We start from the raw sequence: 26,511 nt of genomic DNA, 5'->3' as shown, positions 1-26,511 counted from the left end.
TCACGGCATCGACACCAGCGATGAGCCTCGCGATCCGACTCGTCCGCGCCCTCTGGGTCTTCGGGCTGATCTTCCTGAGCTACATGAGCCAGCTCGCGCTCACGTCGCTGCTCGGCGAGGACGCGCGCGACGAGCACGGGCGCGAGACGCGGCGCGTGCCCGCGTGGCTGCACCGCCGCCGCAAGCGGCTCGACGCGAGGAACGCGAAGCGGCTCTACGAGGGCATGGTCCGGCTGCGCGGCGTCTTCATCAAGCTCGGCCAGGTCCTCTCGATCACCGGCGGGTTCCTGCCGCGCGTGTACACGAAGGAGCTCGAGCGGCTGCAGGACAAGGTCCCCCCGCGCGACTTCCAGGAGATCCGGAGCGCGTTCGTCGAGAGCCTCGGGCGCACGCCCGAGGAGTGCTTCGCGCGCATCGACGCGGCGCCGCTCGCGGCGGCGTCGCTCGGCCAGGTGCACGTCGCGTGGATGAGGCCGGAGGAGGGTGAGACCGAGGGCCGGAAGGTCGCCGTGAAGGTGCTCTATCCGGGGATCCGCGACGTGATCCGGATCGACATGAAGGTCATCTGGCTCGCGGTGCAGGTCTACAAGTGGTTCGTGCCGGTGGTCGGGCTCGACCGCGTGCACGCGTCGCTGCTCGATCTGCTCGCGCGCGAGACGGACTACCTGCACGAGGCGCGCGCGATGGAGCGCATGGCCGCGAACTTCGCGCGCGAGAAGGACATCTTGTTCCCCGAGGTCGTGCACGCGCTGACGACGCGCGACGTGCTGACCATGAGCTTCATGGACGGGATCAAGATCAACCAGGTCGACGCGCTGCGCGCCGAGGGGATCGATCCGACGGCGGTGGCGACGCGCTTCGTCGAGACCACGTACAAGATGATCTTCGTCGATCGCTTCTTCCACGCGGACCCGCACCCCGGGAACTTCCTCGTGCAGAAGGGGCGCACGCCGCGCCGCCCGAAGATCGTCGTGCTCGACTTCGGCGCGGTGAGCGACGTGAAGGACGATCTCGTCGACGGGATGATCGACGTGATCGGCGGTCTGCTCGAAGGCGACGGGCCGAAGCTGCTCAAGGGCTTCTACCAGATGGGCTTCGCGAGCCGCGAGGCGAACCACGAGCTGCTCGAGAAGACGGTCTACACGTACTTCGAGAAGCTCCTGAGCGTGAAGCAGCGCACGCCGGGCGCGCTGATGCGCGCGAACGTGAAGGAGCTCGAGACGCTCGTCGATCCCGAGGTCGCGCGCGAGGAGCTGCGCGAGCTCATGCGCAGCGTCGAGTACCCCGAGGGCTGGTTCTACGTGGAGCGCGCGGCGGTGCTCGCGTTCTGGCTCGTGGGTCAGCTCGATCCCGACGTCGACGCGATGCAGGTCGGCTACCCCTACGTGATGCCGCTGCTCGTCGACAAGCGGAAGCGCGACGCAGGCGAAGCGCCCGCGGAGCCCGAGCCGCCGCCGGCCGACGAGTAGGGCGCGTCAGCGCGGGAGGCGCCGTCGCGTCGTGAGGCTCGTCGGCGATCTCGGCGAGCGTGATGGCTGGCGGCGCCCACGGGAACCTCTCGGCGCGCGCGCTGTCGATCCGCCGACGCGAGGTGATCGAGATGGGTGAGCTCTCTCCGCCGCGCCCCGGCGCGATGACGGCGGCGATGCGCGCGGTGCGCGCGACGGTTCCAGTCGAGACCTGGGCGCGCGTCGCGATCGTGCGCGACGGGACGATCGTGGAGCAGCGCTGGATCGCGCCCGGTGACGCGCTCACGTGGGGCCGCACCGAGCGCGCGGACGTCGTGGTGGCGAGCGCGCCGCACGACGTCGCGCCGCTGATCACGTGGGACGAGGACGCGCACACGATCGTCGTCGACGCGGCGATCACCGGGCGCGTGTCGTCGCGCGGCCAGGTGCTCGAGCTCCGCGGCGACGCGCGACGCGTGTCGCTCGAGCAGGGCGCGCGCGCACGCCTCGTCCTCGGTGGCGCGAGCGAGCTGCTCGTCGAGATGACACCGAGACCGCCGCGCCCGCGCCGCGCGCCGCTGCCGCGGTCGGCGATCGGCGCGCTCGGGCTCGACGAGCGCTTCACCGCGATCGCGGTCGCGTCGCTCGTGCTGCACGCGACGGTGGTGACGGTGCTCGCCGAGCGCGACTGGCCCGCGCCGAGCGGAACGATCGAGTCGCGCATCGCGAGCGTGGTGTTCGTCGAGGAGCCGATGCCGCCGGTGCCCGACGAGATCGTCGCGCGCACGACCGATGGGCCGCCGAGCGACGACGTCGGCGAGGGCGACGCCGACGCTCCGTCGATCCCGACGCCACGTGCGCCCGGCACGCCGCGGCCGAGCGCGCCCTCGCGCGAGTCGCTCGACGCGATGCGCGCCGAGATCGCGACGCGCGTCGACGCGATGCTGGGCGCGATCGGAGAGGGCGGCGCGATGGGCAACCTGCTGCGCGACGGCGCGCCGCTCGCGTCCGAGGCCGACGTGATGGGCCTCGTGCGCGGCGACGAGCACGCCGCGCTCGCGCCGCGCGCCGGCGACGTGCCCGCGATGCGCGATGGCGCGGGCATCGAGGCGCTCGCGCGTGGCTGCGAGGGGTGCGGCGACATCGCGGTGCATCGCGTCGGCCCGGTGCGCGAGGGCGAAGGTCCACCGCGCGAGGAGCGCCCGGTGCAGGTGAGCGCGCAGCCCATCGAGGACGACGGACCGCGACCGGGGTTCGATCCGCGCGCGCTCGCGCGCGCGATGCGCGGCCGGATGGGCGCGGTGCGCGCGTGTTACGAGCGCGCGCTGCGCGACGAGCCGACGCTCGCCGGGCGCATCGACGTCGACGTGCAGGTCGAGCGCGTGGGCACGCTGAGCGACGTGCACGTGCGCGAAGGCTCGATCGGCGACGCGGCGTTCCACGGGTGCGTGGAGCGCGCGGTGCGCGCGGTGCGGCTGCCCAGCGGGCCCGAGGACGGGCCGGCGAGCGTGTCGTTCCCGTTCGTGTTCGCGCCGCAGGGGTGACGGTCAGCGCGCGGCGCGGCGCACCGGTGCCTCGAGCTCGCGCAGCGACGCCGGGATCTCGACGCCCGCGGCGCGCAGGCGCTCGATCGACCAGCGCACGGCCTCGTCGGTCCCGGCGAACGTCGCCATCGGCGTGGGCGGCGTCCACAGCCAGAGCAGCGCGGTGAGCGCGGCGCGCAGCGGCGCCGAGTCGACGACGTTCGCGGAGCCGAGCTGGTACTGCGCCTGTCCTTCGCGCACCTGCGGCAGGTTCATCACGTCGGCGAGCCGCTTGCGCACGACGGCGTCGGGCACGCGCGACACCGGGCGGATGTCGCAGACGAGCACGAACTTCTGGCGGCGCGCGAAGAGGCGCTCGAGCCCGCTCTGCAGCGCCTCGGCGCCGCGCACGTCGAACGCCGTCGGGCAGCGCAGGACCACGAGCGGGAACCTGCTCTCGTCGAACTGGAGCTCGGCCATCGCCGTGTAGGGTACCGCCCGGCGCAAGCCGGGTCAGTCCTTGGGGGCGCCCGCCTTGCGGAGGCGATCGGCGATCGCGAGGCCGAGGCCGCGCTCGTCGTCGGGCAGCACGACGATCGCGCGCTCGAAGCCGCGCTCGTCGATCGCGCGGAGGCTCTCGTAGAGCGTGCGCGCGCGCTCGCGGGGATCGGCGGGCACGTCGATGCGCTCGAGCGCGTCGGGGAGATCGAGCGCGAGCGTGGGCGGCGCGAGGAGCGCGATGCGCCCTTCGCGCGCGAGCTCGTGGGCGCGCTGGGACGCGTCGCGCGGCGCGACCGCGACCACCTTCGCGCGCGGCGCGTAGTGCGAGGCGAGCATCCCGGGGGCGCGCGGCGCGTCGTCGCCGGCCATCGGCACGGGCGCGCCGAGGATCTCCTCGAGCACCTCGCGCGAGATGCCGCCCGGGCGGAGGATGCGCGGCACGCCGGTCGAGACGTCGACGATGGTCGACTCGATGCCGACCTCGCAGGGACCGCCGTCGAGCACGGCGTCGATGCGGTCGCCGAGGTCGCGCTGCACGTGCGCGGCGGTGGTCGGGCTGACCGAGCCGAAGCGGTTCGCGGAGGGCGCGGCGATGCCGCCCACGCGCTCGAGCAGCGCGCGGGCGAGCGGGTGCGCGGGGACGCGGAGGCCGACGGTGGAGAGGCCGCCGGTGACGGCGTCGAGCGCGCGCGGGCCGCGCTGGAGGATGAGCGTGAGCGGGCCGGGCCAGAGCACGTCGGCGAGGCGGCGCGCGGCGGGCGGGACGTTCGCGGCCCAGCCCTCGTCGAGCGCGTCGGCGGCGCGCAGGTGGACGATGAGCGGGTGCGAGGAAGGGCGGCCCTTCGCGGCGAAGATGCGCGCGACGGCGTCGGGCTGCTCGGCGTCGGCGCCGAGCCCGTAGACGGTCTCGGTGGGGATCGCGACGAGCTTGCCCGCGCGGAGCAGCGTCGCGGCGGTGTCGACGTCGACGGTGGGAGCCACGGCACGGGGCTGGTGACACGGGGAGTGAGAGGGAGCCAGGGGCGGGTCCGGGGTCCGGGTTCGGGTCGGGGTCCGGGTTCGGGTCGGGGTCCGGGTTCGGGTCGGGGTCCGGGTCCGGGTCGGAGTCCGGGGTCCGGGTCGGAGTCGGCGTCCGAGTCGGAGTCCGCGTCCGTGTCGGAGTCCGGGTCCGTGTCGGAGTCGGCGTCCGAGTCGGAGTCCGCGTCCGTGTCGGAGTCCGGGTCCGTGTCCGTGTCGGAGTCCGCGTCCGCGTCCCCGTTCCGGGGCTGGTCGTTGGTCGCGTGGCATCGAATTGCCATGAGAAACCATCGGACCGGTGCGGTCGGTGGGGCGTGGATGGTCTGGACCACTCCGGAGCGCCTCGTTGCGGTGCTGAGGGCGACCAGACCACCGGCGAACGCCGCGTCGAGGCGGTGCGCGATGGTCTCAACCACCAGCGACCAGCGCGTCGGGGTGGTCGGCGATGGTCCCAACCACCGGCGACCACCTCGTTGCGGCGGTCTCGGGCCACCAGACCACGGGCGACCGCCTCGTCGCGGTGGTCGTCGATGGTCTGGACCATGGGCGACCGCCTCGTCGCGGTGGTCGCGAGTGGTTCGGAGGCTCGCGACCGCCTCGCCGAGGTGGTCGCGAATGGTTCGGAGCGCGCGACCGGCCTCGCCGCGGTGGCCACCGATGGTCTCGACAGCCGGCGACCGCCTCGTCGCGGTGGTGCTCGCCTCCTGCGTCGCCGTCCCGCGCTTCGCGCGTGCCATCGCCTCCCCGCGCTGCGTCGCCGTCCCGCGCTCCGCGCGTGCCGTCGCCTCGACGCCGATCGTGGCGAACGCGAAGCGGAGCCCGTCTGATCGAGGCGAATGCGCAGCAGAGCCCGGATCGCGAGCGCCTGGGCCGCGGCGAAGCGCGGACCAGACGCGAGCCATCCCACCACTACAAGCCGAGGCGGCAGAACCGCGGTACCGGGCGTGGGGTGGTGGGTCCGGCGGCCCCGTGCGACGGGGGCTCGCAGAGGCCGATCACAGCGTGACGACAGCATCGCGGCAGAGCGCGAAGCGCGCGCCGCGATGCGCCCACCGACGCCCGACGCTCTCACTGCGTTCGTGAGGCAGCCCGCGAGCACTCAGGCCGTCGGACCCACCACCCCACGCCTCACGCCGAGGCCTTCTCGCTGTCTACGGCTCCCACACGAGATCGAGCCCCCACGACGTCGGGGGCACGTACGTGCCGCTGCCGACGAGGTCGAACGGGAACTGCAGCTCGATGTTCACGCCGCCGCCGACGCCGCCGGTGCCGCCGCCCGCCTGGTTGCCCGCGCTCGTCGTCACGAAGCCCTCGACGTACGCGCCGAGCACCACGTCGCGGATCGCGTCGGGGATGATCGCGTCCGCGTTGAAGCCCGCGCGGATGCGCGTGTCGCCGAGGTTCGCGCCCGTCTCGATCGCGATGAGCGGGAACGCGTCGCCGAACTGCTCGCGCAGGCCGAGCGTGAGGATGCCCGCCGCGATGCCGGTCACGACGCGCGCCGCCTGCTCGGTCGCCGCCTGCGTCTGCGCGCCGGTGTCGTCGCCGAGCGTGCGGCGACCGCTCACCAGCAGCGCGATGATCTCGCCCTGATCGCTCGTCTCCGTCGACGAGAACTCGATGCTCAGGTTGCTCAGCGTGCCGCCCGCCGTGACCGTGATGCTCGCGCCGCCCGCGCCCGGCAGCTCGTAGACCGCGACGAGATCCACCTGGGGATCGAGCTCCTCGGTGCCGCCGAACACCAGCGAGCCACCCTGCACCTCGAAGCGCTTGCCGAACACCTCGAAGTAGCCGCGCTCGAGGTTCGCGATGCCGCCGACGTAGAGGTTCGGATCGAGGTAGCGCACGTCGAGGTGCGCGCTCACCTGCACCGCGAAGTCGTTGCGCCGTACCCAGAACGGATCGCTCGCGTCGACCGAGAGGTGCACCGGGTATCCCGGGCCCGCTTCCATGCTCAGCTCGCGCGCCTGGGTGCCGATCACCAGCAGGTCGGGGTGCTCCTCGAGCGACTGCACCGCGCCCGCCATCTGCTCGGGCAGTCGGATCGTCAGCTCCTCGGTCGTGACCGTGCCCTCGAGCCCGTCGCTCTCGATCGTCACGCGGGTGTCGCCGCGCCCGCTGATCGTCGCGAGCACCGCGCCCTCGCGGCGCACCGGGAACTGCGCGGGTCGCACGTCGAGGTACGCGTACGTCGGGAGCAGCCCGCGCAGCCCGATCTCGCCCGATACCTCGAGCGTGCCCTCGCCGTCGCGCGCGAAGAGCGCCTCGCCCTCCGGGATCGTCACGCGATCCCCCGCGAAGCGCAGCGCGCCGCGCACGTCGACCAGGTGCTGGCCGAGCGGCACCACGCGCACGCGCCCCTCGCGAAGCGACACGCCCCCCGCGACCTCCAGCGTCTCCCACGGGCCGTGCGCGACGAGGCGCCCGTCGGCGATCACGTCCGACTCCGCGATCTGCGGGATCAGCGCGAGCACCGGCTCGAGGTGCGCGTCCGCCATCAGCATCGTGAGATCGAGATCGCGATCGAGCAGCACCTCGGGCACGACGCTGCCGATCGAGAAGCGCAGCGGCACCGAGCCGCGCACCACGACCTCGGTGTCCTCGGGCAGCTCGGTCGAGCCGCACTCGGCGAACGGCGTCGTGAGCCGGCCCTGCGCCGCGATGATCGCGCACGCCTCGGCGCGCTCCTCCTCCGACGTGCCGCCGATCCGCGCCGCCGCGAGCACGTGATAGGGCATCGTGCCCTGGCCGCCGTCCTCGCCGTGCGCGACGCGCAGCTGGGTGATCTCGAGCCGCGCGTCGAGCTGCGGCGAGTCGCCGAGCACGTCCTGCACGATCACCTCCGCGGTCGCGATGCCCGACGCGCGACCGCACGTCCACGGCACGTGCTCGAGCGGCATGTCGAGCAGCTGCACAAGGAGGTCGGGCTGCGGCAGCGTGAACGCGCCGTCCGCCAGCCAGTCGTCGAGCGGCGTCTCCGCTTCCGCGCGACCGAAGGCGATCATGCGGCCCTCGCTGAACCCGCTGAGATCGATGCGCGTCGTGCCCTCGTGCAGCGTGCCCTGGAGCTGCACGATCGGGCGCAGATCGCGCGCGCAGGGATCCTCGAGCGGCGCCTCGACCCACTCCATCGTGCCCGTGAGCTCGGCGCGCGCGGGCTGGCCGTCTCCGCCCGCCGCGGAGAGCGCGAGCGCGCCGACGACGCCCGCGGGGACGCGACGCTGCAGCGGGCGCGGCCAGCTCGAGAGCAGCCGCGGCGCGATGCGCGCGGCGAAGCTCCACGGCTGGTCGCTCAGCGTGCGCAGGAACGCCGGGAGATCCGCGGGCGGATCGTCCATCGAGATCGGCACCTGCGCCTCGACCATCGCGAGCTCGCCGGTCGTGTCCGCGAGCCACACGCGCTGCACCGTGAGCTGATCACCGACGAGCGCGAGATGGATCTTCGCGCGCAGCTCCGACCATCCGGGCAGCGCGAAGCGGTCGAGGATGATGACGCCGGGATCGATGCGCGGCTCGGCGACGGTGCCGCCGATGCGCACGTCACCACCGATGCGGCCGGTGATGCCGAGCGCCTGGAGCTGCTCGCCGAGGAAGGGCGTGAGGAACGCGAGGTTGAGGTGACCGGCGTAGACGTGGAGGCCGAACTCGGCCTCGCGCGCGAACCGACCGGGATCGGTGAGCGCGGCGAAGGGCACCGCGATCGGGCCCTCGACGCCGAGCGTGCCGCGGGTGCCGAAGTCGCCCTGCACGTTCGTCGTGAGCACTCCGTCCGAGTACGCGAGGTCGTACGCGATGTCGGTGTTGCGCACGCGATCCCAGCTGAGGTCCTCGACGCGGCCGCGCAGGGTCACGTCGGGATCGCGCAGCGGGCCCTCGAGCTCGAGGTGCCCGCTCGCGGTGCCGCGCAGGGTCTCGAGGCCGCCGCCGACCAGCGCGCCCACGCGCTCGAGATCGAGCCCCGCGACGTCGACGCTCGCGGTGCTCGGGCCGCCACCGGTCGCGATGCGCGCCTCGCCCGCGAGCCGCTGTCCGCTGCCCTCGATCTCCGCGCCCTCGATCGACACCGCGCCGCGATCGATGCGCACGGTGCCGATCGCGCCGCGCATCGGGCCGAGGCCGACGTCGAGCGCGGCCTCGGGCACGTGGATCTCCCAGCGCTCGCCGTGGCGATGGACGCGCGCGTCGACGTCGAGCGCGCGCACGTCGCGACCGCGCGAGCTCCACTGGAGCACGTACTCGCTCGGGCCTCCGTCGATGCGCGCGTCGACGGTGCCGAGATCGCGCCCCGCGATCGCGACGCCTTGGCCGTCGACGTCGAAGTGCGCGATCGGTCGCGCGAGCTCGCCGTGCGCGCGGCCGCGGATCACGAGGCTGCTCGCGCGCACCGTGCGGTAGCGGAACCCGCGGAGGCGCAGCTGCGTCGTGAGCGCGAGGTCGGTGCCGCGCGGCCCCGACTCGACGTCGAGCGTGCCCTCGGCCGCGCCGTGCAACCCGGGCACGAAGTCGGCGACGTTGGGATCGCCGCCGAGATCCTCGACGTCGATGCGCGCGTGCACGTCGAGGCTTCCGTCGAAGCCGACGCGCCCGTGCCCCTCGATCACGCCGCCGAGGTGCGGCGCCTCCACGCGATCGATCACGACCGCGTCGGGCTCGATCGCGCCCTCGGTCTCGAACGCGGGCACGAAGATCCCCGCGACCTCGAGCGGGTGCGCGGTGACGCGGAAGCGCGCGCGCTGCGGCGCCGCGGGATCGCGCGCGACGTCGACGTGCATCGTGCCGCCGATCGCGATCGGTGGTGCGCTCGGCACGAGCTCCTGGAGATCGAAGTCGGTGGTCTCGGCGTCGATCGCGAAGTCCTGCTCCTGCGCGATGCGGCCGTGCACCTGGAGCGGCCCGGCGTCGTGGGTGATCCACGCGTCGAAGCGCAGATCCGCGACCGGGCCCTGCATGCGCGCGTCGCCGCGCATCGTGCCCGCGAGCTGCTCGGTGCCCGGGATGCCCATCTCGTGCAGCGTCTCGAGGCCGAGCTGATCGACGTGGACCTCGAGGTCCATGTGCATCGGCGTGTCCTGCGGGCCGGGCAGCGTGGGATCGGGCGCGTCGGGGCGCGTGAGCGAGAGGCGCGCGCGCGCGCGATCCTCGCCGCGGTGCGCGCGCATGTACGCGCGCATCCCGACGCGCCAATCGGTGTCGAGATCGAGCGTCGCGTGATCGACGTGGGTGACGCCGCCGTACGGGCCGGTCATGCGGCCCTCGAGGTGGTGCACGTTCACCACGACGGTGCGCGCGATCTCGAGCCGGCCGCGCGCGTCCGCGCCCTCGACGTGCAGGTCCTCGTAGTTCGGGAGATCGCCGCGGATGTCGGCGCCCACGACGTGGAGGCCGTCGAGCACGATCGGGATCGCCGACGCCGGGCCGCCGCGATCGGGGCCGGGGCTCGCGGGCTCGAACGCCTCGAGGAGCGACACGGTCTCGCCCTCGGCGCCCGAGACGTAGAGCTCGATCTCGACGTGATCGGCGCGCGCCGCGAGGAAGTGGATGCGCCCGCCGAACAGGATCTCGCGGTAGTTCGGCCAGATCTGCAGGCGATCGACGCGGATCACGGCGCGGCCCTGAGGATCCCGGAGCACGACGTCGCGCGCGATGATGCGATCGGTGTCGAGCTGCTCGATGGTGCCGACCTCGAGATCACCGCGCAGCGCGCCGCTCGCGAGCCGCTCGATCAGCTCGCGCGCCACGAGGCGGGTGCGGCCGGTCAGCGAGTGCAGCGCAGCGCTGACGACGAGGCACGCGACGAGGACGAGCGTCCACCCGAGCCCGCGCAGGAACACGATCGGCGCGCGACGGAGCGCGCGCACGAAGAGCGAGCGCTCCGGAGGCTCGGTGCGGCTCGCCTCCGTCATCTCAGAAGGCCTCGCCGATCGTCAGGTGGATCGCGCCGGGGAAGCTGAGGTCGCCGATGTCGATGACGGGGATCGGCGTGCAGCCGTCGTTCTGATCGTCGCTCTGGCAGAACCGGCGCGGATCTTCGCCGCCGACGTACTGCAGGGCGTCGGGACGGAACGCGATGTCGAAGCGGAGCGGGCCGACGATGGTGCGGTATCGGATGCCGAGACCGAACGCGAGGTTCAGCGCCATGAAGTCGAACGCGTCGCGCGAGACGTTGCCGACGTCGGTGAAGAGCACGAGGCCGAGCTCGGTGGTGATCGGGAAGCGCAGCTCGAGCGAGCCCTCCCAGCGGTACGTGCCGCCGGAGATGATGATGGGACGATCCTGCGGGCCGCCCGGCACGTAGGTGCCGCGCACCTTGATCTCGTCGCGGCGCACGTCGCCGAGCAGACCGGGCGGGAAGCCGCGGTTCGAGATCGAGCCGCCGCCCTGGAGCTGCTGCGAGAGCGGCCCGAGCACGTCGAGGTCGTAGATGTCGTCGACGCCGTCGTTCCGGAAGTACGTGTCGCCGATGAACATCGCGCCGACCGCGAAGCGCGCGGCGAGCACGATGCCGAGGCCGAGCGGGACGTAGCCGCGGCCCTCCGCGGTGATGCGGAAGTAGTCCCACGACGACACGCCGCCGAAGCCCGCCTCCTGGAGGCCCACCGAGAAGAACGCGCCGAGCGAGGGATTGCGCGGATCGTCGCGGAGATCGAGGGTCGCGATCTGCTCGAGGAAGAGCACGCGCGTGCTCTCGCGGCGCGACGCGTACTGGAGGTTCTGGCCCTCGTCGGGCACGAAGAGGTTCCCGCGGATCGCGCTCGAGACGTAGAGGCGCCCGTCGAAGAACGTGCGCTCGAGGCCGATGCGTCCGTCGAGCTCGTGCCGGAAGAAGCCCCACAGCGGGATCGGGCCGTAGTCGTGGGTGAGCCCGGCGAAGAGCGCGGTGCGGGCCTCGATGAACGCGGGCCAGCGCACGGTCACGCCGATGCGGTTGCCGAGCGTGGGGCCCTCGCCGGCGTCGCTGGTGACGCCGGGAAACTGCGCGGGGAAGATGAGCCGCGGGCGCTCCTCGAGGCGCACCCGCAGCATGTTGCCGAAGAGGTTGCGCCACTCCGCGACGAGCAGGAGGTGGATGTCCCACTGCTGCAGCGCGATCTGGTTGACGGTGGTGACGCCGCCCTGCGACTGGTTGCCGAAGCTGAGCGTGTCGCCGGCCTGGATGCCCACGCCGAGACCGAAGCGCTCGAGGCGGCCCGCGGACACGCGGATCTCGAGATCGACCGCGCGCGCGCCGTCGGGCACCGAGGTCGGCGCGTCGGTGCAGTACGGCGTGGAGGGCGGCGAGACCGCGGTGTCGGGCGACGCGTTGAGGCCGGTGTCGGTGTCCTCGGTGGCCGAGGAGATCACCGCGGCGTCGGGCGCGTCGTCGGCGGGCTGCTCGTCGGGCGGCGGCGGGTCGGTCGCTTCGGGCGAGGCCTCGGACGCGGGCGCGTTCGGATCGGGCGTCTCGCTCGTCGGCGCGACGTCCTCGGCGGGCTGCTCGGGGGCCGGCGCCGGCGCGGTCTCGGCGGCGCCGGTCGGCTGATCGTCGCGCGGCCTCGCTTGGTCCTCGGCGGCGCGCTCGGCCTCGGCGCGCTCCTCCTCCATCGCCTCGAGCGTCGTGTGGCGGATCTCGACCGAGCCCATCGTGCCGAGCGCGAAGATCGCGCGCTGCGCTTCCTCGATCTCGCTCAGCCGGAACTCGTCGCCGGGAGAGAGGTACGTCGCCGCGAGGATCGGCCCGGGCGGCAGCTCGCCGTAGCCCGTCACGCAGATGCGCCCGAGCACGCCGCGCGGCCCGGTCTCGATGCGGAAGAGCAGGTACGCCTCGTGGCGCGCGGTGTTGAGCTTCACCTCGCCCTCGACGCGCGCGTCGGGATATCCGCTGTCCGCGAGCACGCGCACCATCGCGCGCTTGGTGCGCTCGTAGAGCGCCTCGTCGAAGGGCATGTCGCGGCGCAGCTCGAGCGCGGCGCGCAGGCGCAGGCGCAGCGACTCCTCGATCTCGCGCTCGCCGCGGAGCGTCACGCGCGCGACGCGCACGGGCTCGCCCTCGTCGACGGTGATCGAGACACGCACCTCGCAGCCGCGCGTGTCGTCGGCGACGCACGAGGAGGGCTCGCGGGTCGCGACGGTGCCGCCCTCGCCGAGCGCCTCGACGGGCTCGACGCGGCTCGCGACGACGCGACCCTCGTAGTAGCCGCGCGCGCGCAGCCAGCGCTGCACGCGGAGCATGTCGCGCTCGAACACGCTCGCGTCGAAGAGGGGCCAGTCGGTCCACGGCCACGAGAAGAGCTCGACGCGCAGTCGATCGCCGTCGAAGGGCGGCTGCCCGCACTGCAGCGAGGAGGACGTCACGATGTCGAGCGCGAACGTGCCGCGCTCGCGCGTCCCGAGGCACGCGCGCAGCGCGGCTTCGTCGAGATCCTCGAGGCCCTCGATGTGCACGTCGGAGACGCCGTAGCGGCCGTTCGGGATCACGCCGACCGTGACCTCGAAGGAGAGCGACACGCCCAGCGTGAGGAGGAGATCGACGTCCGACTGCGCGCCCTCGCCGAAGAGCCCGAGCACCGCGCGCGCGTAGAGGCCCGCGGAGACGGGGCGCACCAGCGAGAGCTCGTACCCGAGCGCGAGATCGATCGCGAGCTCGGGCCCGTGCCACGCCATCGCGCCGACGTGCGCCGAGATCCAGAGGCTGCCCGCGGCGCTGCCGCCCGACTGGTCGAGGTACCCGCTCTCGTCGTCGACGAGGCGGAGGCGGCCGCCGATGCCGCCGTGCACGAACGTCGCGCCGGGGATTTCCTCGTCCGTGCCGTCGGGGAGCAAGCGCGGCGGCCCGAGGGACCACATGTGCCCGCCGCCGACGATCAGCTCGAGCGCGAACGGGCGCGCGAGCTGCCAGTCGACGCCGCCCCACACGAACAAGCCGGCGCCGCGCAGCCCCGCGTCGTCGGGCGCGAGCAAGCCGATCGCCGGTGTCGCGAACGCGGGATCGAGGTGGAGGTTCCACTCCGACGAGTCGGCGCGCGCGACTGGGACCGCGGCCAGGAGCGCCAGCGCGAGGCCGAGCGCGAATCGCTGCAGGGCGGCGCGCATCGTCAGGGCTCGAGCGGCAGGCTGGCGGGACGGTCGAGGGCGAGCGCGCCGCGCGGCACGCCGTCGAGCTGGATGCGTCCGAGGTCGTCGGTGCGCGTGACCATCACGCTGCCGTCGGGGAGGCGGAGCGCGAGCGTCGCGCGGCGCAGCACGTCGCGCCCGTCGGCGCTCCACGCGATCACGTCGGCGCGATCGTCGGGGGCGGGCAGCGCAGGCGCGCGGCAGGCGTCGCGCGCGGTGCTGGGGATCGGATCGCGCGCGCAACGAGCGAGCGCCTCGCGCGCGCGGTCCGCGTCGATCGTGCCGCGCTCGGCGGCGGCGTGGGCCCAGCGCGCGGCAGCGGCGCGCACCACCGCGGCGTGCCCGGGCGCGAGCCACGCGATGGGATCGGCGCCGTCCGCGCACGCACCGGCGCCGAGCGCGGCGCGCGCGATCGCGGCGTTCGCGCGGATCCACGGATCGCGCGAGCGCGCGAGCGAGCAGGGCACGGCTTCGTGCTCGCGGGTGAGCACGCCCCGGCGCGCGAAGCGCGCGATCGCGAACGAGGCGGCCGCGGAGCGCGGCCACGCCATCGAGGGCGTCTCGCCGGCGAGCCACGCGAGGCTCGCCGCGTCGCCGTGCTCGCCCAGCCGCGAGAGCGCGACGAGGCCGGCGGCGTCGTCGCGTCGCGCCGCTTCGATCACGGCGCGTCGCGCGCCCGGCGCGTCGATCGACGCGAGCGCGGCGACGATCGGCGCGCGCCGGCCCGGCGCCGCGGCCTCGAGCATCGCGATCAGCGCGGGCTCGAGCGCGGCGTCGGCGGGCATCGCCGCGAGCGCCGCCGAGGCGAGCTCCGGATCGGGCGACCGCGCGAGCTCGAGGAGCGTCGCGCGCACGTGCTCCGAGGACGCCGCGCCGAGCGCATCGTTCGCGCGAAGACGCCGCGCTCCTGCGCCGATCGCCACGAGCAGCGCCTGGCGATCGACCGGCGTCGTCGCGACCGCGCGCGTCGCGAGCGTGCCGATCACGTCGTCGCTCGCGGACGCGCCGATCGCGCGCGCGGCGGCGTGGCGCACGCGCGCATCGGGCGCATCGAGCAGCGGGATCAGCGACGACGCGCCCTCGGGCGCGCCGATCGCGCCGATCGCCTCGACCGCGGCGAGGCGGACCGCGTCGTCGCCCTCGAGCGCACGGTGGAGCGATGGCAGCGCGCGCGGTGCGCCGATCGCGCCGAGCAGCCGCGCGATCGACGCGCGCTCGGCCGCGGGCGCCGTGCGATCGAACGCCTCGAGCAGCGGATCGGCGGCGCGCCCGTCGGGGCCGCGGAGCGTGGTCCATCGGGCGAGCGCGTCGATCGCCGCGCTCCGGAGCTCGGCCGCAGGCGCGCGGAGCCGCTCGAGGATCGGCAGCAGCGCGTCGTCGCTCCCGGTCGCGCCGAGCGCCGCGAGCACGCGCGCCGCGTCGCCGCGGCCGTCCTCGAGCGCGCGCGTCAGGGCGGGGGCCGCGGGCGCGAGCGACACGTCGGGCGCGAGCTCGAGCATCGTGCGCGCGAGGGCGTCCACGCTCGATCGCGCTTCCGCCGCGTCGAGCGCCTCGGCGAGCGCGGGCACCACCTGATCGTCACCGCGCGCCGCCCGCTGGCGCAGCGCCTCCGCGGCGATCGGCGCGAGGGCAGGGCGCGCGAGCGCCTCGACGAGCGTCGTGCGGGCGCGCGCGCTGGGCAGTCGTCCGAGCGCGGCGGTCGACGCGCGCGCGATGCGCTCGTCGGGCACGCTCACGCGCAGCGCGAGCGCGTGCGCTGCGTCTTCGTCGCCGATGCGCGCGAGCGCCGCGATCGCAGCGAGCTGCACGTCGGCGCTGGTGTCGTCGAGCGCCTGCACGAGCGGCGCGATCCCGCGCGGATCGCCGAGATCGCCCAGCGCGGAGGCGACCGCGGCGCGGACCTCGGGCGCGTCGTCGCGGGCGCGGGCGACCAGCGGCACGATCGCCCGCCCGTCGCGCAGCGCGACGAGCGCATGCACCGCGGCGATGCGCACGTCGGGATCGCCGTCGTCGAGGCGCGCGACCAGCGGGACGATCGCCTCGTCGCCGCCGATCGCCGCGAGCGCGTCGACCGCCGCGCGCCGCACGTCGGCGCGTGCGTCGCCGAGCGCGCGCACCAGCGCGGTCACCGCGCTCGCATCGCCGATCGCGCCGAGCGCCTCGGCCGAGACCGCGCGCAGATCGGCGTCGGGATCCGCGAGCCACTCGGTCAGCCGCGGCACCGCCGCGACGACGCGCGCGTCGCCGACCGCGCGCACCGCCTCGACGCGGACCTCGCGCTCGCGATCGTCGAGCGCTCCGAGCAGCGCGTCGCGCACCTCGTCCCCGGGGAGCCGGGCGAGCGCGCGGAGCGCCTCGATGCGCTCCGCCGCCTCGGGTGACCCGAGCGCACGCCGCAGCCGAGCCGCGCGCCCCTCCCACTCGAACCCGAGGTGGAGCAGCGTCGCGAGCGCGAGCAAGAGAGCGAAGCAGCGGCGTCCGAGCACCGTGCGAGGGTTGTAGCGCGCGAGCCGCCTCGCGCGCGAGGGAGCCCGCCCACGCGCGCCCCTCGTCTCTCCGATCGCAGCCGGCCGCGACACCCGCCCTCACATGGGCACGGGCCTCGACGTGGCGAGCCTGGCGCTCTCGCGAGCGCGCGGCCCCGCGGCTACGCTCGCGCACCATGCACCCCGCGCTGACACGCTTCCCCGCGATCGACGTCCCCTCGAACGGCCTCCGCTTCCGCGTGCACACCGCCGGCGAAGGCGATCGTGTCGCGCTGCTCCTGCACGGGTTCCCGGAGAGCTGGTTCTCGTGGCGCGATCAGATGCCGCTGCTCGCGCGGCTCGGGTATCGCGTCTGGGCGCCCGATCTGCGCGGCTACGGCGGCACCGAGAAGCCGAAGGACGTGCGCGCGTATCGGATGGAGACGCTGCTCGACGACGTCGCGGGGCTGGTCGACGCCGCGAAGCCGCGCGAGCTGCTCCTCGTCGCGCACGACTGGGGCGGCATGGTCGGCTGGGAGTTCGTGCGGCGGCGGGTGCGTCCGGTCGACCGCTTCGTCGCGCTGAACATCCCGCACCCGGTGCTCATGCGGCGGGCGCTCCGGAGCAACCCGCGCCAGCTCGCGCGCAGCTGGTACATGTTCATGTTCCAGCTGCCGTTCGTGCCCGAGTGGTACCTCGCGCGCGGCGATTACCGCGCGATCAAGGGCGCGTTCATGTCGATGGCGATCGATCGGAAGCGCTTCCCGAAGGAGGTGCTCGACGTCTATCGCGACAACGCCGCGCAGCCGGGCGCGCTGCGCGGGATGCTGAACTGGTACCGCGCGGCGCTGCGGCATCCGTCGCCGGCGAAGGGCGCGGCGCGCGTGATCGAGACGCCGACGCTGATGCTCTGGGGCGAGGAGGACAAGGCGCTCGGCAAGGAGCTCACGTTCGGCACCGAGGATCTCGTCCGCGATCTGACGGTCCGCTACATCCCGGAGGTCTCGCACTGGGTGCAGCAGGAAGCGCCCGAGACGGTGAACGCGATGCTCGAGGCGTGGCTCACCGGCAAGCAGGTGCCGCAGGCGTGGGAGGTCGCGCGCGCGTCGGGCGGCGAGGCGTTCGCGAGTCGGTGAGAGGGACGGCCGAGCACGTGCACGTACGTGCACGTGCTCGGCCGTTCGGCGATCAGCGCGCCGCGAGGTGCTGCTCGAGGAACATCACCGCGAGCTCCGTGAACACGTCGCGGTTCTCCTTCCTCAGGAAGCCGTGCCCCTCGTTGCGCGCGAGCATGTACCAGACGTCGTGCCCGCTCTCGCGCACCGCGCGCACGATCTGCTCGGCCTCGCTCGCGGGGACGCGCGGGTCGTTCGCGCCGTGCGCGACGAAGAGCGCGCTCTGGATGCGATCGACGCGCGAGATCGGCGAGATCTGCGACAGGAACTCGCGCATCTCGGGGTCTGACTCGTCGCCGTACTCGACGCGGCGCAGGTCGCGCCGGTACGCCGCCGTGTTCTCCAGGAACGTGACGAAGTTCGCGATGCCCACGATGTCGACGCCCGCGCGCAGTCGATCGCCGAAGTGCACGAGCGACGCGAGCACCATGTACCCGCCGTAGCTGCCGCCGTAGACGGCGGCGCGCGAGGCGTCGAGCTCGGGCTGCTGCGCGATCCAGTCGAGCAGCGAGCCGATGTCGCGCACCGAGTCCTCGCGGCGACGCCCGTCGTCGAGCGCGAGGTAGCCCTTGCCGTACCCGTCGCTGCCGCGGACGTTCGGGACCAGCACCGCGATGCCCGCCTCGCTCGCGAGGAACTGCACGATCGGGATGAACCACGGGCGCGACTGCGCCTCGGGGCCGCCGTGGATGTAGACGACGACGGGCGCGCGCTGACCCTCGGGCACGCCGCGCGCGCGGTAGTAGAACGCGGGGATCTCGCGGCCGTCGAAGCTCTCGTAGTGGATCAGCGAGGGCTCGACGGAGGCGCTCGCGTCGAGACCGCCGATCTCGCTCTCGGTCCAGCGCTCGAGACGACGGCGGCGGAGGTCGAGCACGTACGCGTCGGTCGGCGTCGTCGGCGTGCCCATCGAGACCGCGACCACCGGCGCGCCGCGCGCCGCGACGAGCGACGCGACCACGCCGCGCGGCGTGCCCTCGATCGCCGTGATGCGGCGCGTGCGCGTGTCCATCGTGCGCAGCACGGAGATGCCGTCCTCGTTCGTCGAGAAGACGAGCGTGCGCCCGTCCGCCGAGAGCACGACGTCCTCCACGTTCCACGGGATCGCGCGCGAGAGCGGGCGCCACTCGCTCGACGGATTCGCGAGGTCGACCTCGTAGAGCTCGACGAACTCGCTGCCGCGATCCGACGCGACGTAGGCGCGCTGCCCGCTCGCGTCGAACACCGCGGCGCGATCGGCCGCGACCACGCCCTCGGGCGAGACGCGGCGCACCTCGCGCGTCGCCACGTCGAGCACGTGGATGCGCGAGTCGGTGATCGACACGTACTCGAGCAGCAGGATGCGCGCGCCGTCGCGCGACCAGTCGAGCAGGTGCCAGTCGCCGGTGCGCTCCACGAGGAGCTGGCCCGGCGCGCGGCCGTCGCCGATCCACACGTCGATGTCGCGCTCGTTGCGCGCGTTGCTCGTGTACGCGAGGCGGGCTCCGTCGTGCGAGAACAGGAAGCCCGGGTGGCGGTGCGTGCCGTCGGTGAGCAGCGTCGAGCGTCCGGTGCGGCGATCGAGGCGATACAGCTGGTAGTTCTCCGAGCCTCCGACGTCGGCTTGGTAGAGCACCGCGCTCTCGTCGTTCGGATAGAACGCCGCGGCGCGCACGGGCTCTTCGCGGAACGTGAGCTGGTGTCGATCGCCGAGCGGCGCGCTCACCTGGTGCACCTGCGCGGTGTCGGCGAAGCGCGTGGTGATCAGCAGCGAGGAGCCGTCGGCCGCGATCGACTCCGCGGTCGCGGCGCGCGTCTCGAGGTACTGCTGCAGGCGCGTGTGCAGCGCGGGCGGGATCGCGGGCGTGCCGTCGAGCACGACCATCGCGCTCGCGTCGGCGGTCGGCGTGGTCTCGCCTCCGGTCTCGGCCGCGGGCGTGGGCTCGGGCGCGGGGTCCTCCGCGGCGGTCGTCGCGGTGGTGTGCGTCGAGGGTGGGCACGTCGCGCCGCAGCCCGCGATGGTCGTCGCGAGGAGCAGCGCGAAGAGGGCGTGTCGGCTGGCGCGCGGCCGGTACGCCGCGAGGAGTCGTGTGCTCGTCATGTCGCGCGCGACCATAGCGCGCGCGTCACGAGTCCGGGGACCTGGACTCGGAAGTCCAAGACCTGGACTCCCGCTCAGGGCGCCGCCTGCGCCACCTGCGAGAGCGCCATCAGCCCGAGCATGCGGCGCAGCTCCTCGGTCGTGAGGTGCGTCCCGAGCGCGACCTGGGTGCCCTGCACCGCGACGGTCGCCTCCTCGAGCGGTCGGTGCATCCCGATCGCGCGCACCATCATCTGCGACGCGTAGTAGGCGCGCTGCTGATCGAGCCACGCCTGCGCCGCGCTCGCCTCGGCCTCGCTCGCGAACTGCGCGTCGATCGCGATCACGGCGCGTCCGTCGGCGCCCTCGTCGACGAGCACGTGCGTGCGCTGCGGCGGGGTCGGATAGCCCTCGCGCGCGGGGAGCGGCACGCCGACGAGCATCGTCGCGATCTCCGCCTCGCGCATCGACGTGAGCTGCGGCTCGATCGCCTCTTCGCTGCCCGCGGGCCGGCGCATCGCGTGGTCGCGCGCGACCGACGCGATGCGCTCCAGATCGTCGTCGGGCGCGAGCACCAGCTCGTGCGGCGCCGTGATCACGAGCGAGTAGGGGATCGTGGTGCGCTCCATCGGCCACGCGATCGCCGCGAAGCCCCCGACGTCGCGCCACGCGGGCTGGAGGCCGCGATCGACGGCCATCGCGAGCAGGCGCTGTCGCACGTCGGCCTCGGTGTGCGGGTGTCGCAGCACGACGACGCGACGATCGGTGTAGACGGCGTCGCCGCCGACCAGGATCGCGTCGAAGTCCTGCACGGGATCGACGCCGGAGCTCCCCGCGAGGCGCTGCCAGGTCGTCGTCGCGCGGATCGCGGACGCGATGTCGAGCGCGAGCGGCGAGCGCCGCACCCGCGACATGTCGAGCCGCGCGATCACCTTGGTGCCCGCGGGCAGGAAGCTCGGCGGCGGCCCGCTCGGTCCGCGCGCGACCTCGGTCTCGCTCCCGCTCGTCGCTTCGCTCGCGGGCTCCTCGGCGGAGCCACCGCCGCAGCCGACGAGGATCGCGAAGAGCACGAACGAAGCACGCAGAGTGGCTCGCGTCATGGCGAGCAGGCTAGCAGCACGCGTCGAGGCGAGCCGACCGCACCTGCTCGTGCGAGCAGGCGAGACCGACGTCGTCCGACATCGAGGCTCGGGCTCGGACTCGGCTCTCTATCCTGCCCGCCGCGGCGCGATCTCTTCCTCCGCGCGCCTTCCGGGCAGGCGCCGCGCGCCCGACTCGTCGACGTCGCGCATCGCGCGCACTTGCACGTCGACCTCCATGCCGATCGCATCGCCCGGGAAGCCGATCCACGTGCCCGTGATCGGCGCGAGCGACGCGGGGTCCCGCGCGACGGCGACCCGCACGAGGTGCGCGTTGCCGACGCGGCCGTGTGTCGGATCGAGCTCGATCCATCCCGCGCCCGGCAGATAGACCTGCACCCACGCGTGCGTCGCGCCACCGCGCGGCGCGGGGTCCACGTCGCGGCTCGGGTCGTACAGGTACCCGCTCACGAAGCGCGCGGCGAGACCGAGGCTGCGACACGCTTCGATCACCAGCAGCGCGAAGTCCCGACAGGCGCCGACGCCGCGCGAGAGCGTCTCGATCGGCATCTGCGTGCCCTCTTCGTCGCGCGGCTCCCAGCGCAGCTCGTCGTGGACCGCGCGCACCATGCCCTCGAGCAGCTCGAGCGCCGGCGTGTCGCCGCTCGCGCGCACGAAGCGGCGCGCCCACGCGTCGATGCGACCCTCGGGGTCCGGGTGATGACGCGCCATCGAGCGCTGCAGATCGGGCGCCTCGATCGCCGAGTAGCTCACCGGGAGCTTCACCGATGCGCACGCGAGCTGGGCTGGCGACTCCTCGCCCGCGTGCTCGACCTCGAGCGTGCTCTCGATGACCAGCGTGCGCGCGCGTTGCGCGAACGTCGCGTGGGCGACGATGTTGCCCAGCGCGTCCTCGCTCCAGCGCAGCGACGCCCCGGGGATCGCCTGGATGCTCGCGCGCAGGACCCGGAGGTCGGGGCCCTCCTTCGGCCGCAGCAGCAGTCGGTGGGGCCCGAAGGAGACCGCGCGCGCGTAGCGGTACACCGTCCGGTGCTCGATCCTGAACCGCCTCATCCGCTCTGTTCTCCGAGCCACGCGTCGTTCGCAGGTCGCGTGCCGCTCGCCTCGTGCGCCTTCGCGCCCCGTGAACGCGGGCGAAGGTGGCATCCACCGTGCACCCACACGCCCGGCTCGAGGCAGCCGAGGAGCCGTGGATGAAGGCCTGGATCGCCGTGTTCGTCGCCGCCGCGCTGATCGCCGCATTCTTCGGATTCGCGGGGATCGTCGAGGGAATCGGCGCGCTCGCGGGGGCGCTGGCGGTCGGCTTCGTCGTGCTGACGATCATCGCGCTGCTCTCGCCGCCGCGGCCACGTCGGGAAGCGTGACGGGGCGAAGCGCCTCGTCGCGGTGATGCGCGCGTGGCGGCGCGGACCATCGCCACGTGTGAGCCCGTGGCGGCCGCGACGACTCGGGCGAGACCACGAGACACGGACGGGAATCGACGAACGAACGAACGAACGGCGAAGGAGGCACTGCTGTGAGGATCGACCTCGCTGACGACCCTGGGATCGACATCGAACGCCACGACGCGCCGGACCCGGCCGTCCTACGCGCGCTCGCGGCGGCGCTGCGCTCGCTGAGCAAGGGCGGGCGCGAGAGCGTCTACGAGGTGGACGTGATCATGCGCTGCTCGCCGGTGCCGCCGTGGCGCGTGCACGCGGCGTTCTGGTGGTGCGTCGATCGCGGATGGCTCACGCCGGCGTCGCGCGAGCCGGACGCCTTCGTGGTCGCCCCCGGCGCGTGGAGCGCGCTCGAGAGCGGAGCGTTCCAGCGAGAGCCGTCGCCGATGTTCGTCGCGCAGGCGTGACGACGAGCCGGCGCAGAAAGAAGAAGGGCCGGACGCGAGGCGTCCGGCCTTTTTCGTTCTCGCCTCGGCTGCGCGAGCCGTGCTCGTGCACGGCTGTCGCGGCCTCCTCAGGGGAGCATCCGCTTCAGCCGGCTGATCACCGCGTGCGTCCTGAGCTGCTCGGGCAGCAGGTACTGCTCGACCAGGATCTTCCCCTCGCGCGAGAGCGCGCCGAGGTCGCGCTGGTAGTCGTTGCGCCCGTGATCCTCGCCCTGCTCGAGCACCGCGATCGCCGCCTTCGGGCCGAACGCCTTCGCGCCGCCCTCGATCATCTTCACGAACGCGCCCCACGGCCCCGAGCTCTCCGCGGCCGTGCCGCCGCGTCGCTGGATCTCCTCGCGCAGCCGCATCACGCGATGCTCGTGCGAGCGCATGCAGTCGCGTAGCTCGGCCGCTTCGGGGAGGCTGCCGAGGCGATCGATGACCTGCCGGTAGGTCTCGACCGCGCTGATCTCACCGCGCAGGAACGAGTTCAGCTGATCGATCTCGTTGCCCGCGGTCGTGCGCGTCACCTGCACGTTCTGCATCGCGTCCTCCTTCGCTTCTGACGTGTTTCGACACGGGGCTGCGGTGCATCGCGCGTGCCCGCGTCACGCGCTCGATCGCGGCCGCCGGAAGAGCTTCAGCGATCGCCCGACGAGCTTCGTGACCTCGCCCGGCGCGCGCTGCTCCTGCGCGCCGTCGTTCGTCGTGTCGACGAGCAGCTCCCACGAGCGCTTCGTGCCGACGTCGGCGACCCTGAAGTCGAGATCCGCGCCGCTGCCGTTGAGCAGGAGCAGGAGATCGTCGTCGAGCTGCGGATCGCCGTTCTCGTCGACCGCGCCGACGCCCTCGCCCGCGAGGAACACGGCGAGGCTCGACGTGACCGGGTTCGCCCAGTCCTCGTCGCTCATCTGCGCGCCGTCGTGCCGGAAGAACATGATGTCGTGCACGTCGGTGCCGCGGATGCGGCGGCCGCGGAAGAAGTCCTCGCGGCGCAGGTTCGGGTGCTCGCGGCGGATGCGCAGCACGCGCTGCGTGAACGCGAGCAGCGCGCGCCCCTCGTCGTCGAGGCTCCAGTCGATCCAGCTGATCTCGTTGTCCTGGCAGTACGCGTTGTTGTTGCCGCCCTGGGTGCGCGCGAATTCGTCGCCCGCGACGAGCATCGGCGTGCCGCACGAGAACGCGAGCGTGGAGAGCAGGTTGCGCATCTGGCGCGCGCGCAGCGTCTTCACGCTCGCGTCGTTCGTCTCGCCTTCGGCGCCGCAGTTCCACGAGTGCTCGTTGTCGTTGCCGTCGCGGTTGTCCTCGCCGTTCGCCTCGTTGTGCTTGTGGTTGTACGAGACGAGGTCGCGCAGCGTGAACCCGTCGTGCGCGGTCACGAAGTTGATCGACTGATAGGGCGCGCGACCGTTGCGCTCGTAGAGATCGCTCGATCCCGTGAGGCGATAGCCGAGGTCCGCGGCGATGCCGCCGTCGCCGCGCCAGAACGCGCGCAGCGTGTCGCGGTACTTCCCGTTCCACTCGGCCCAGCGCACCGGGAAGTGGCCGACCTGGTAGCCGCCCGCGCCGACGTCCCACGGCTCCGCGATGAGCTTCACCTGCGAGAGCACCGGGTCCTGGTGGATGATCGTGAAGAAGCTCGAGAGCTGATCGACCTCGTGCAGACCTCGCGCGAGCGCGCTCGCGAGGTCGAAGCGGAACCCGTCGACGTGCATCTCCTCCACCCAGTAGCGCAGCGAGTCCATGACGAGCTGCAGCGTCTGGGGATGACGCATGTTGAGCGTGTTCCCCGTGCCCGTGTAGTCGAAGTAGAAGCGCGGATCGTCGGGCACGAGCCGGTAGTACGTCGGGTTGTCGATGCCCTTGAACGACATCGTCGGCCCGAGGTGATTGCCCTCCGCGGTGTGGTTGTAGACGACGTCGAGGATCACCTCGATGCCGGCGCGGTGGAGCTGCTTCACCATCTCCTTGAACTGCCGCACCTCGGTCGCGAGGCCGTCGCCGGAGCGATAGCGGACGTCGGGCGCGAAGAAGCTCAGCGTGTTGTAGCCCCAGTAGTTGCGCAGCCCGCGATCGACGAGGAACCCGTTGTCGGTGAACGCGTGCACCGGCATGAGCTCGACCGCGGTGACGCCGAGCTTCTGGTAGTGCTCGACCATCGCGGGGTGCGCGACGCCGAGGTACGTGCCGCGCACCGGGTCGGGGATCTCGGGGTGGCGGAACGTGAGGCCCTTCACGTGGGCCTCGTAGATGACGGTCTGCGCGAACGGCGTGCGCAGCGGCGCGTCGCCCTCCCAGTCGTACTGCGAGTCGCACACGACCCCGAGCGGCGCGCCGTTCGCCTCGTTCTGCGAGGGCACGAGGTCGCGATCCTTGTGCAGCAGATCGAACGCGAAGAGCCCCGCGTCGCGCCGCTCGAGCCCGTCGATCGCGCGCGCGTACGGATCGAGCACGCGCACCTTCGGGTTGAAGCGCAGCCCGCGCTTCGGATCGTACGGGCCGTGCACGCGGAACGCGTAGCGCTGGCACGGGCTCACGCCCTCGACGTACGCGTGCCACACGAACGCGGTCTGGTAGCGCAGCGGGACGCGCGTCTCGTGTCCCTCGGGGTCGACGAGGCAGAGCTCGACCGCCTCCGCGTTCTCCGAGTAGATCGCGAAGTTGGTGCCTGCGCCGTCGAACGTGGCGCCGAGCGGGTAGGGCGATCCGGGCCGCACGCGGCGCTCCGCGGGGGTCGGCGGAGCGGGTGAAAAGACGACGTCTCCGGGGTCCTTCGCGATCACGTGGTGAGCTCCATCCTGGGCCCCGCGCCAACGGGGGGGCGGAGGGCGGATTGCAGCGCTCGTGCCTCGCGAGAAACGAGCCACATGCGTGCTCTGGTGCGTCACCGAGTGGGGCGCGTGGCCTCGATGGGAGGCGAAGCGCCCCAAGCGCGAATCAACGCTGACTCGACTCGCGCAATGCTGCTCGAAGCGCCCGGAGCTCCGCCACCAGCCGCGGCATGTCTTGACGGGCGTGGGCGATGAAGTCGTAGTCGGCGTCCGAGGCGCCCGACATCTCGATGTCATCGCTCGCAGTGCGAATGAAGCTGGAGCCTGCCAAGTGATCGCGTCCTTCGACGAACGCGGTCCACGGCCCGGGGGTGGCCGCTGCGCAGCGGTGCTCGATCTCGTCGAGCTCGGTTTCGGTCAGTGTGTCGGTCACGGGCCATGCGTAGCGGACCGACGTGCGCCGGTCCCGTCGCTCAGCGACGACGCGCGCGCCCCGTCGTCGTGGTCGCGCGCTCTCTCCGCACGTCGCTCGCGCGCTTGTCCTCGCGCATTCCGAGGAACGCGGGGTGGCGCAGCTTTCCGTCGCGCGTCCACTCGGTGTAGCGGACCTCGGCGACGAGCTCGGGGCGGATCCACGTCGCGCCCTTCTCGCGCGGCGGATCGATCACCGGAGGCTCCTCGACGCGCAGCGGGATCATGCGCTCGTAGAGCTCCTCGAGCGTGCGCGAGTCGAACCCGGTGCCGACCTTGCCGGCGTAGCGCAGCGCTCCGTCGCGCTCGGCGTCGACGGTGCCGAGGAGCAGCGAGCCGAAGCGCTGCCGCGCGCCCTTCGGCGGCGTGAACCCGACGATCACGAGCTCCTCGCGCCGCTGGACCTTCACCTTCTGCCAGTCGAGCGATCGCCCCGAGACGTACGGGCGATCGAGCCGCTTCGCGATCAGGCCCTCGAGCCCGAGCTCGGCTGCGGCATCGAGGAACGACGCACCGCCGCCGCGCACGTGCTCGGCGCGCCGCACCATCCCGCGCGAGGTCTCGGGCAGGACGCGCGCGAGCCGCTCCTTGCGCTCGATCAGCGGCAGCTTGCGCAGATCCTCGTCGCCCTCGAAGAGCAGATCGAACACGAAGTACACGAGCCCCTCGCGCCCGCCCTGCTGGAGCGACTCGAAGCGCGTGCGCCCCGCCTCGTCGATCGCGCAGAGCTCGCCGTCGAGGATCGCGCGCTCGATCGGCAGTCGCGAGAGCGCGGCGCACACCGGCGCGAAGCGCTCGTTGAACGAGAGCCCGTTGCGCGACACGAGCCGCACCTCGCCGTGATCGAGGTAGGCGAGCGCGCGATACCCGTCGAACTTGATCTCGTGGAGCCACGCGTCGCCCTCGGGCGGCTCGTCGACGAGCGTCGCGAGCTGCGCGTCGACCTCGGGCAGCGCGCCGCGCTTGCTCGTGCGTCGCGAGGTCGTCGTCGAGAGCGCGCGCGGCATCGCGTTCCTCTACGGCG

General features: G+C 73.3%; 17 protein-coding genes. 5 read left to right on the top strand and 12 right to left on the bottom strand.

All coding sequences use genetic code 11. From position 1 onward, the window contains the following. The first annotated feature begins 20 nt into the window (after nt 1-20). On the top strand, nt 21-1,469 hold the full coding sequence (locus tag DB32_RS22420) for an ABC1 kinase family protein (protein WP_053234687.1): 1,449 nt from the start codon (nt 21-23) through the stop codon (nt 1,467-1,469). A gap of 62 nt (nt 1,470-1,531) precedes the next feature. Beyond that, nucleotides 1,532-2,992: an AgmX/PglI C-terminal domain-containing protein gene (locus DB32_RS22415; protein ID WP_053234686.1), complete on the top strand. Its 1,461-nt coding sequence runs from the start codon at nt 1,532-1,534 to the stop codon at nt 2,990-2,992. Nucleotides 2,993-2,995: 3 nt separating this feature from the next. Here DB32_RS22415 and DB32_RS22410 read toward each other — a convergent pair whose 3' ends face one another. From DB32_RS22410 to DB32_RS22385, 5 genes are all read right to left on the bottom strand, one after another. Then, nucleotides 2,996-3,451 (bottom strand): hypothetical protein, encoded by a 456-nt coding sequence (locus tag DB32_RS22410; RefSeq protein ID WP_053234685.1) that lies wholly within the window; start codon nt 3,449-3,451, stop codon nt 2,996-2,998. Between the two features lie 33 nt (nt 3,452-3,484). Continuing rightward, nucleotides 3,485-4,453, bottom strand: coding sequence for an L-threonylcarbamoyladenylate synthase (locus DB32_RS22405; protein ID WP_240481238.1), 969 nt, complete (start codon nt 4,451-4,453; stop codon nt 3,485-3,487). 1,187 nt (nt 4,454-5,640) lie between these two features. Next, a complete protein-coding gene (locus DB32_RS22395) occupies nt 5,641-10,392 on the bottom strand; it encodes a translocation/assembly module TamB domain-containing protein (RefSeq protein ID WP_053234683.1) in 4,752 nt (1,583 codons plus the stop codon). A 1-nt stretch (nt 10,393) separates the two neighbouring features. Continuing rightward, a complete protein-coding gene (locus DB32_RS22390; protein ID WP_053234682.1) occupies nt 10,394-13,558 on the bottom strand; it encodes a BamA/TamA family outer membrane protein in 3,165 nt (1,054 codons plus the stop codon). A 2-nt stretch (nt 13,559-13,560) separates the two neighbouring features. After that, nucleotides 13,561-16,065: a HEAT repeat domain-containing protein gene (locus DB32_RS22385; protein ID WP_053234681.1), complete on the bottom strand. Its 2,505-nt coding sequence runs from the start codon at nt 16,063-16,065 to the stop codon at nt 13,561-13,563. A gap of 176 nt (nt 16,066-16,241) precedes the next feature. On the opposite strand from DB32_RS22385, the gene DB32_RS22380 reads away from it, so the two are divergent. After that, nucleotides 16,242-17,180, top strand: a complete 939-nt coding sequence (locus DB32_RS22380; RefSeq protein WP_053234680.1) for an alpha/beta fold hydrolase — start codon at nt 16,242-16,244, stop codon at nt 17,178-17,180. Nucleotides 17,181-17,232: 52 nt separating this feature from the next. Here DB32_RS22380 and DB32_RS22375 read toward each other — a convergent pair whose 3' ends face one another. From DB32_RS22375 to DB32_RS22365, 3 genes are all read right to left on the bottom strand, one after another. Further along, entirely contained in the window at nt 17,233-19,299 is a 2,067-nt protein-coding gene (locus tag DB32_RS22375; protein ID WP_157069287.1) for a S9 family peptidase, read from the bottom strand. A gap of 74 nt (nt 19,300-19,373) precedes the next feature. After that, nucleotides 19,374-20,378, bottom strand: a complete 1,005-nt coding sequence (locus DB32_RS22370) for a hypothetical protein (RefSeq protein ID WP_157069286.1) — start codon at nt 20,376-20,378, stop codon at nt 19,374-19,376. 108 nt (nt 20,379-20,486) lie between these two features. Beyond that, nucleotides 20,487-21,431, bottom strand: coding sequence for a transglutaminase family protein (locus DB32_RS22365; RefSeq protein WP_075097594.1), 945 nt, complete (start codon nt 21,429-21,431; stop codon nt 20,487-20,489). Nucleotides 21,432-21,517: 86 nt separating this feature from the next. On the opposite strand from DB32_RS22365, the gene DB32_RS46960 reads away from it, so the two are divergent. Beyond that, nucleotides 21,518-21,742, top strand: coding sequence for a hypothetical protein (locus DB32_RS46960; protein ID WP_157069285.1), 225 nt, complete (start codon nt 21,518-21,520; stop codon nt 21,740-21,742). A 152-nt stretch (nt 21,743-21,894) separates the two neighbouring features. Then, nucleotides 21,895-22,224 carry a hypothetical protein gene (locus DB32_RS22360; protein WP_053234677.1) on the top strand — a complete coding sequence of 110 codons (330 nt, stop codon included), beginning with the start codon at nt 21,895-21,897 and terminating at the stop codon, nt 22,222-22,224. A gap of 107 nt (nt 22,225-22,331) precedes the next feature. Here the strand turns inward: DB32_RS22360 and DB32_RS22355 are convergent, their stop codons facing one another. The 4 genes from DB32_RS22355 to ligD form a co-directional block, all read right to left on the bottom strand. After that, nucleotides 22,332-22,790 carry a DUF2383 domain-containing protein gene (locus DB32_RS22355; RefSeq protein WP_053234676.1) on the bottom strand — a complete coding sequence of 153 codons (459 nt, stop codon included), beginning with the start codon at nt 22,788-22,790 and terminating at the stop codon, nt 22,332-22,334. A 63-nt stretch (nt 22,791-22,853) separates the two neighbouring features. Next, on the bottom strand, nt 22,854-24,962 hold the full coding sequence (glgX, locus tag DB32_RS22350; protein WP_053238910.1) for a glycogen debranching protein GlgX: 2,109 nt from the start codon (nt 24,960-24,962) through the stop codon (nt 22,854-22,856). Between the two features lie 220 nt (nt 24,963-25,182). Then, nucleotides 25,183-25,449, bottom strand: a complete 267-nt coding sequence (locus tag DB32_RS49625) for a hypothetical protein (protein WP_053234675.1) — start codon at nt 25,447-25,449, stop codon at nt 25,183-25,185. Nucleotides 25,450-25,489: 40 nt separating this feature from the next. Next, on the bottom strand, nt 25,490-26,494 hold the full coding sequence (gene ligD / locus DB32_RS22340) for a non-homologous end-joining DNA ligase (protein ID WP_053234674.1): 1,005 nt from the start codon (nt 26,492-26,494) through the stop codon (nt 25,490-25,492). Nucleotides 26,495-26,511: the final 17 nt, after the last annotated feature.

It is taken from the genome of Sandaracinus amylolyticus (assembly GCF_000737325.1).
Taxonomy (GTDB): domain Bacteria; phylum Myxococcota_A; class Polyangia; order Polyangiales; family Sandaracinaceae; genus Sandaracinus; species Sandaracinus amylolyticus.
Note: the sequence above shows the minus strand (reverse complement) of the source record. Positions and strands in the feature narration are given on the sequence as shown.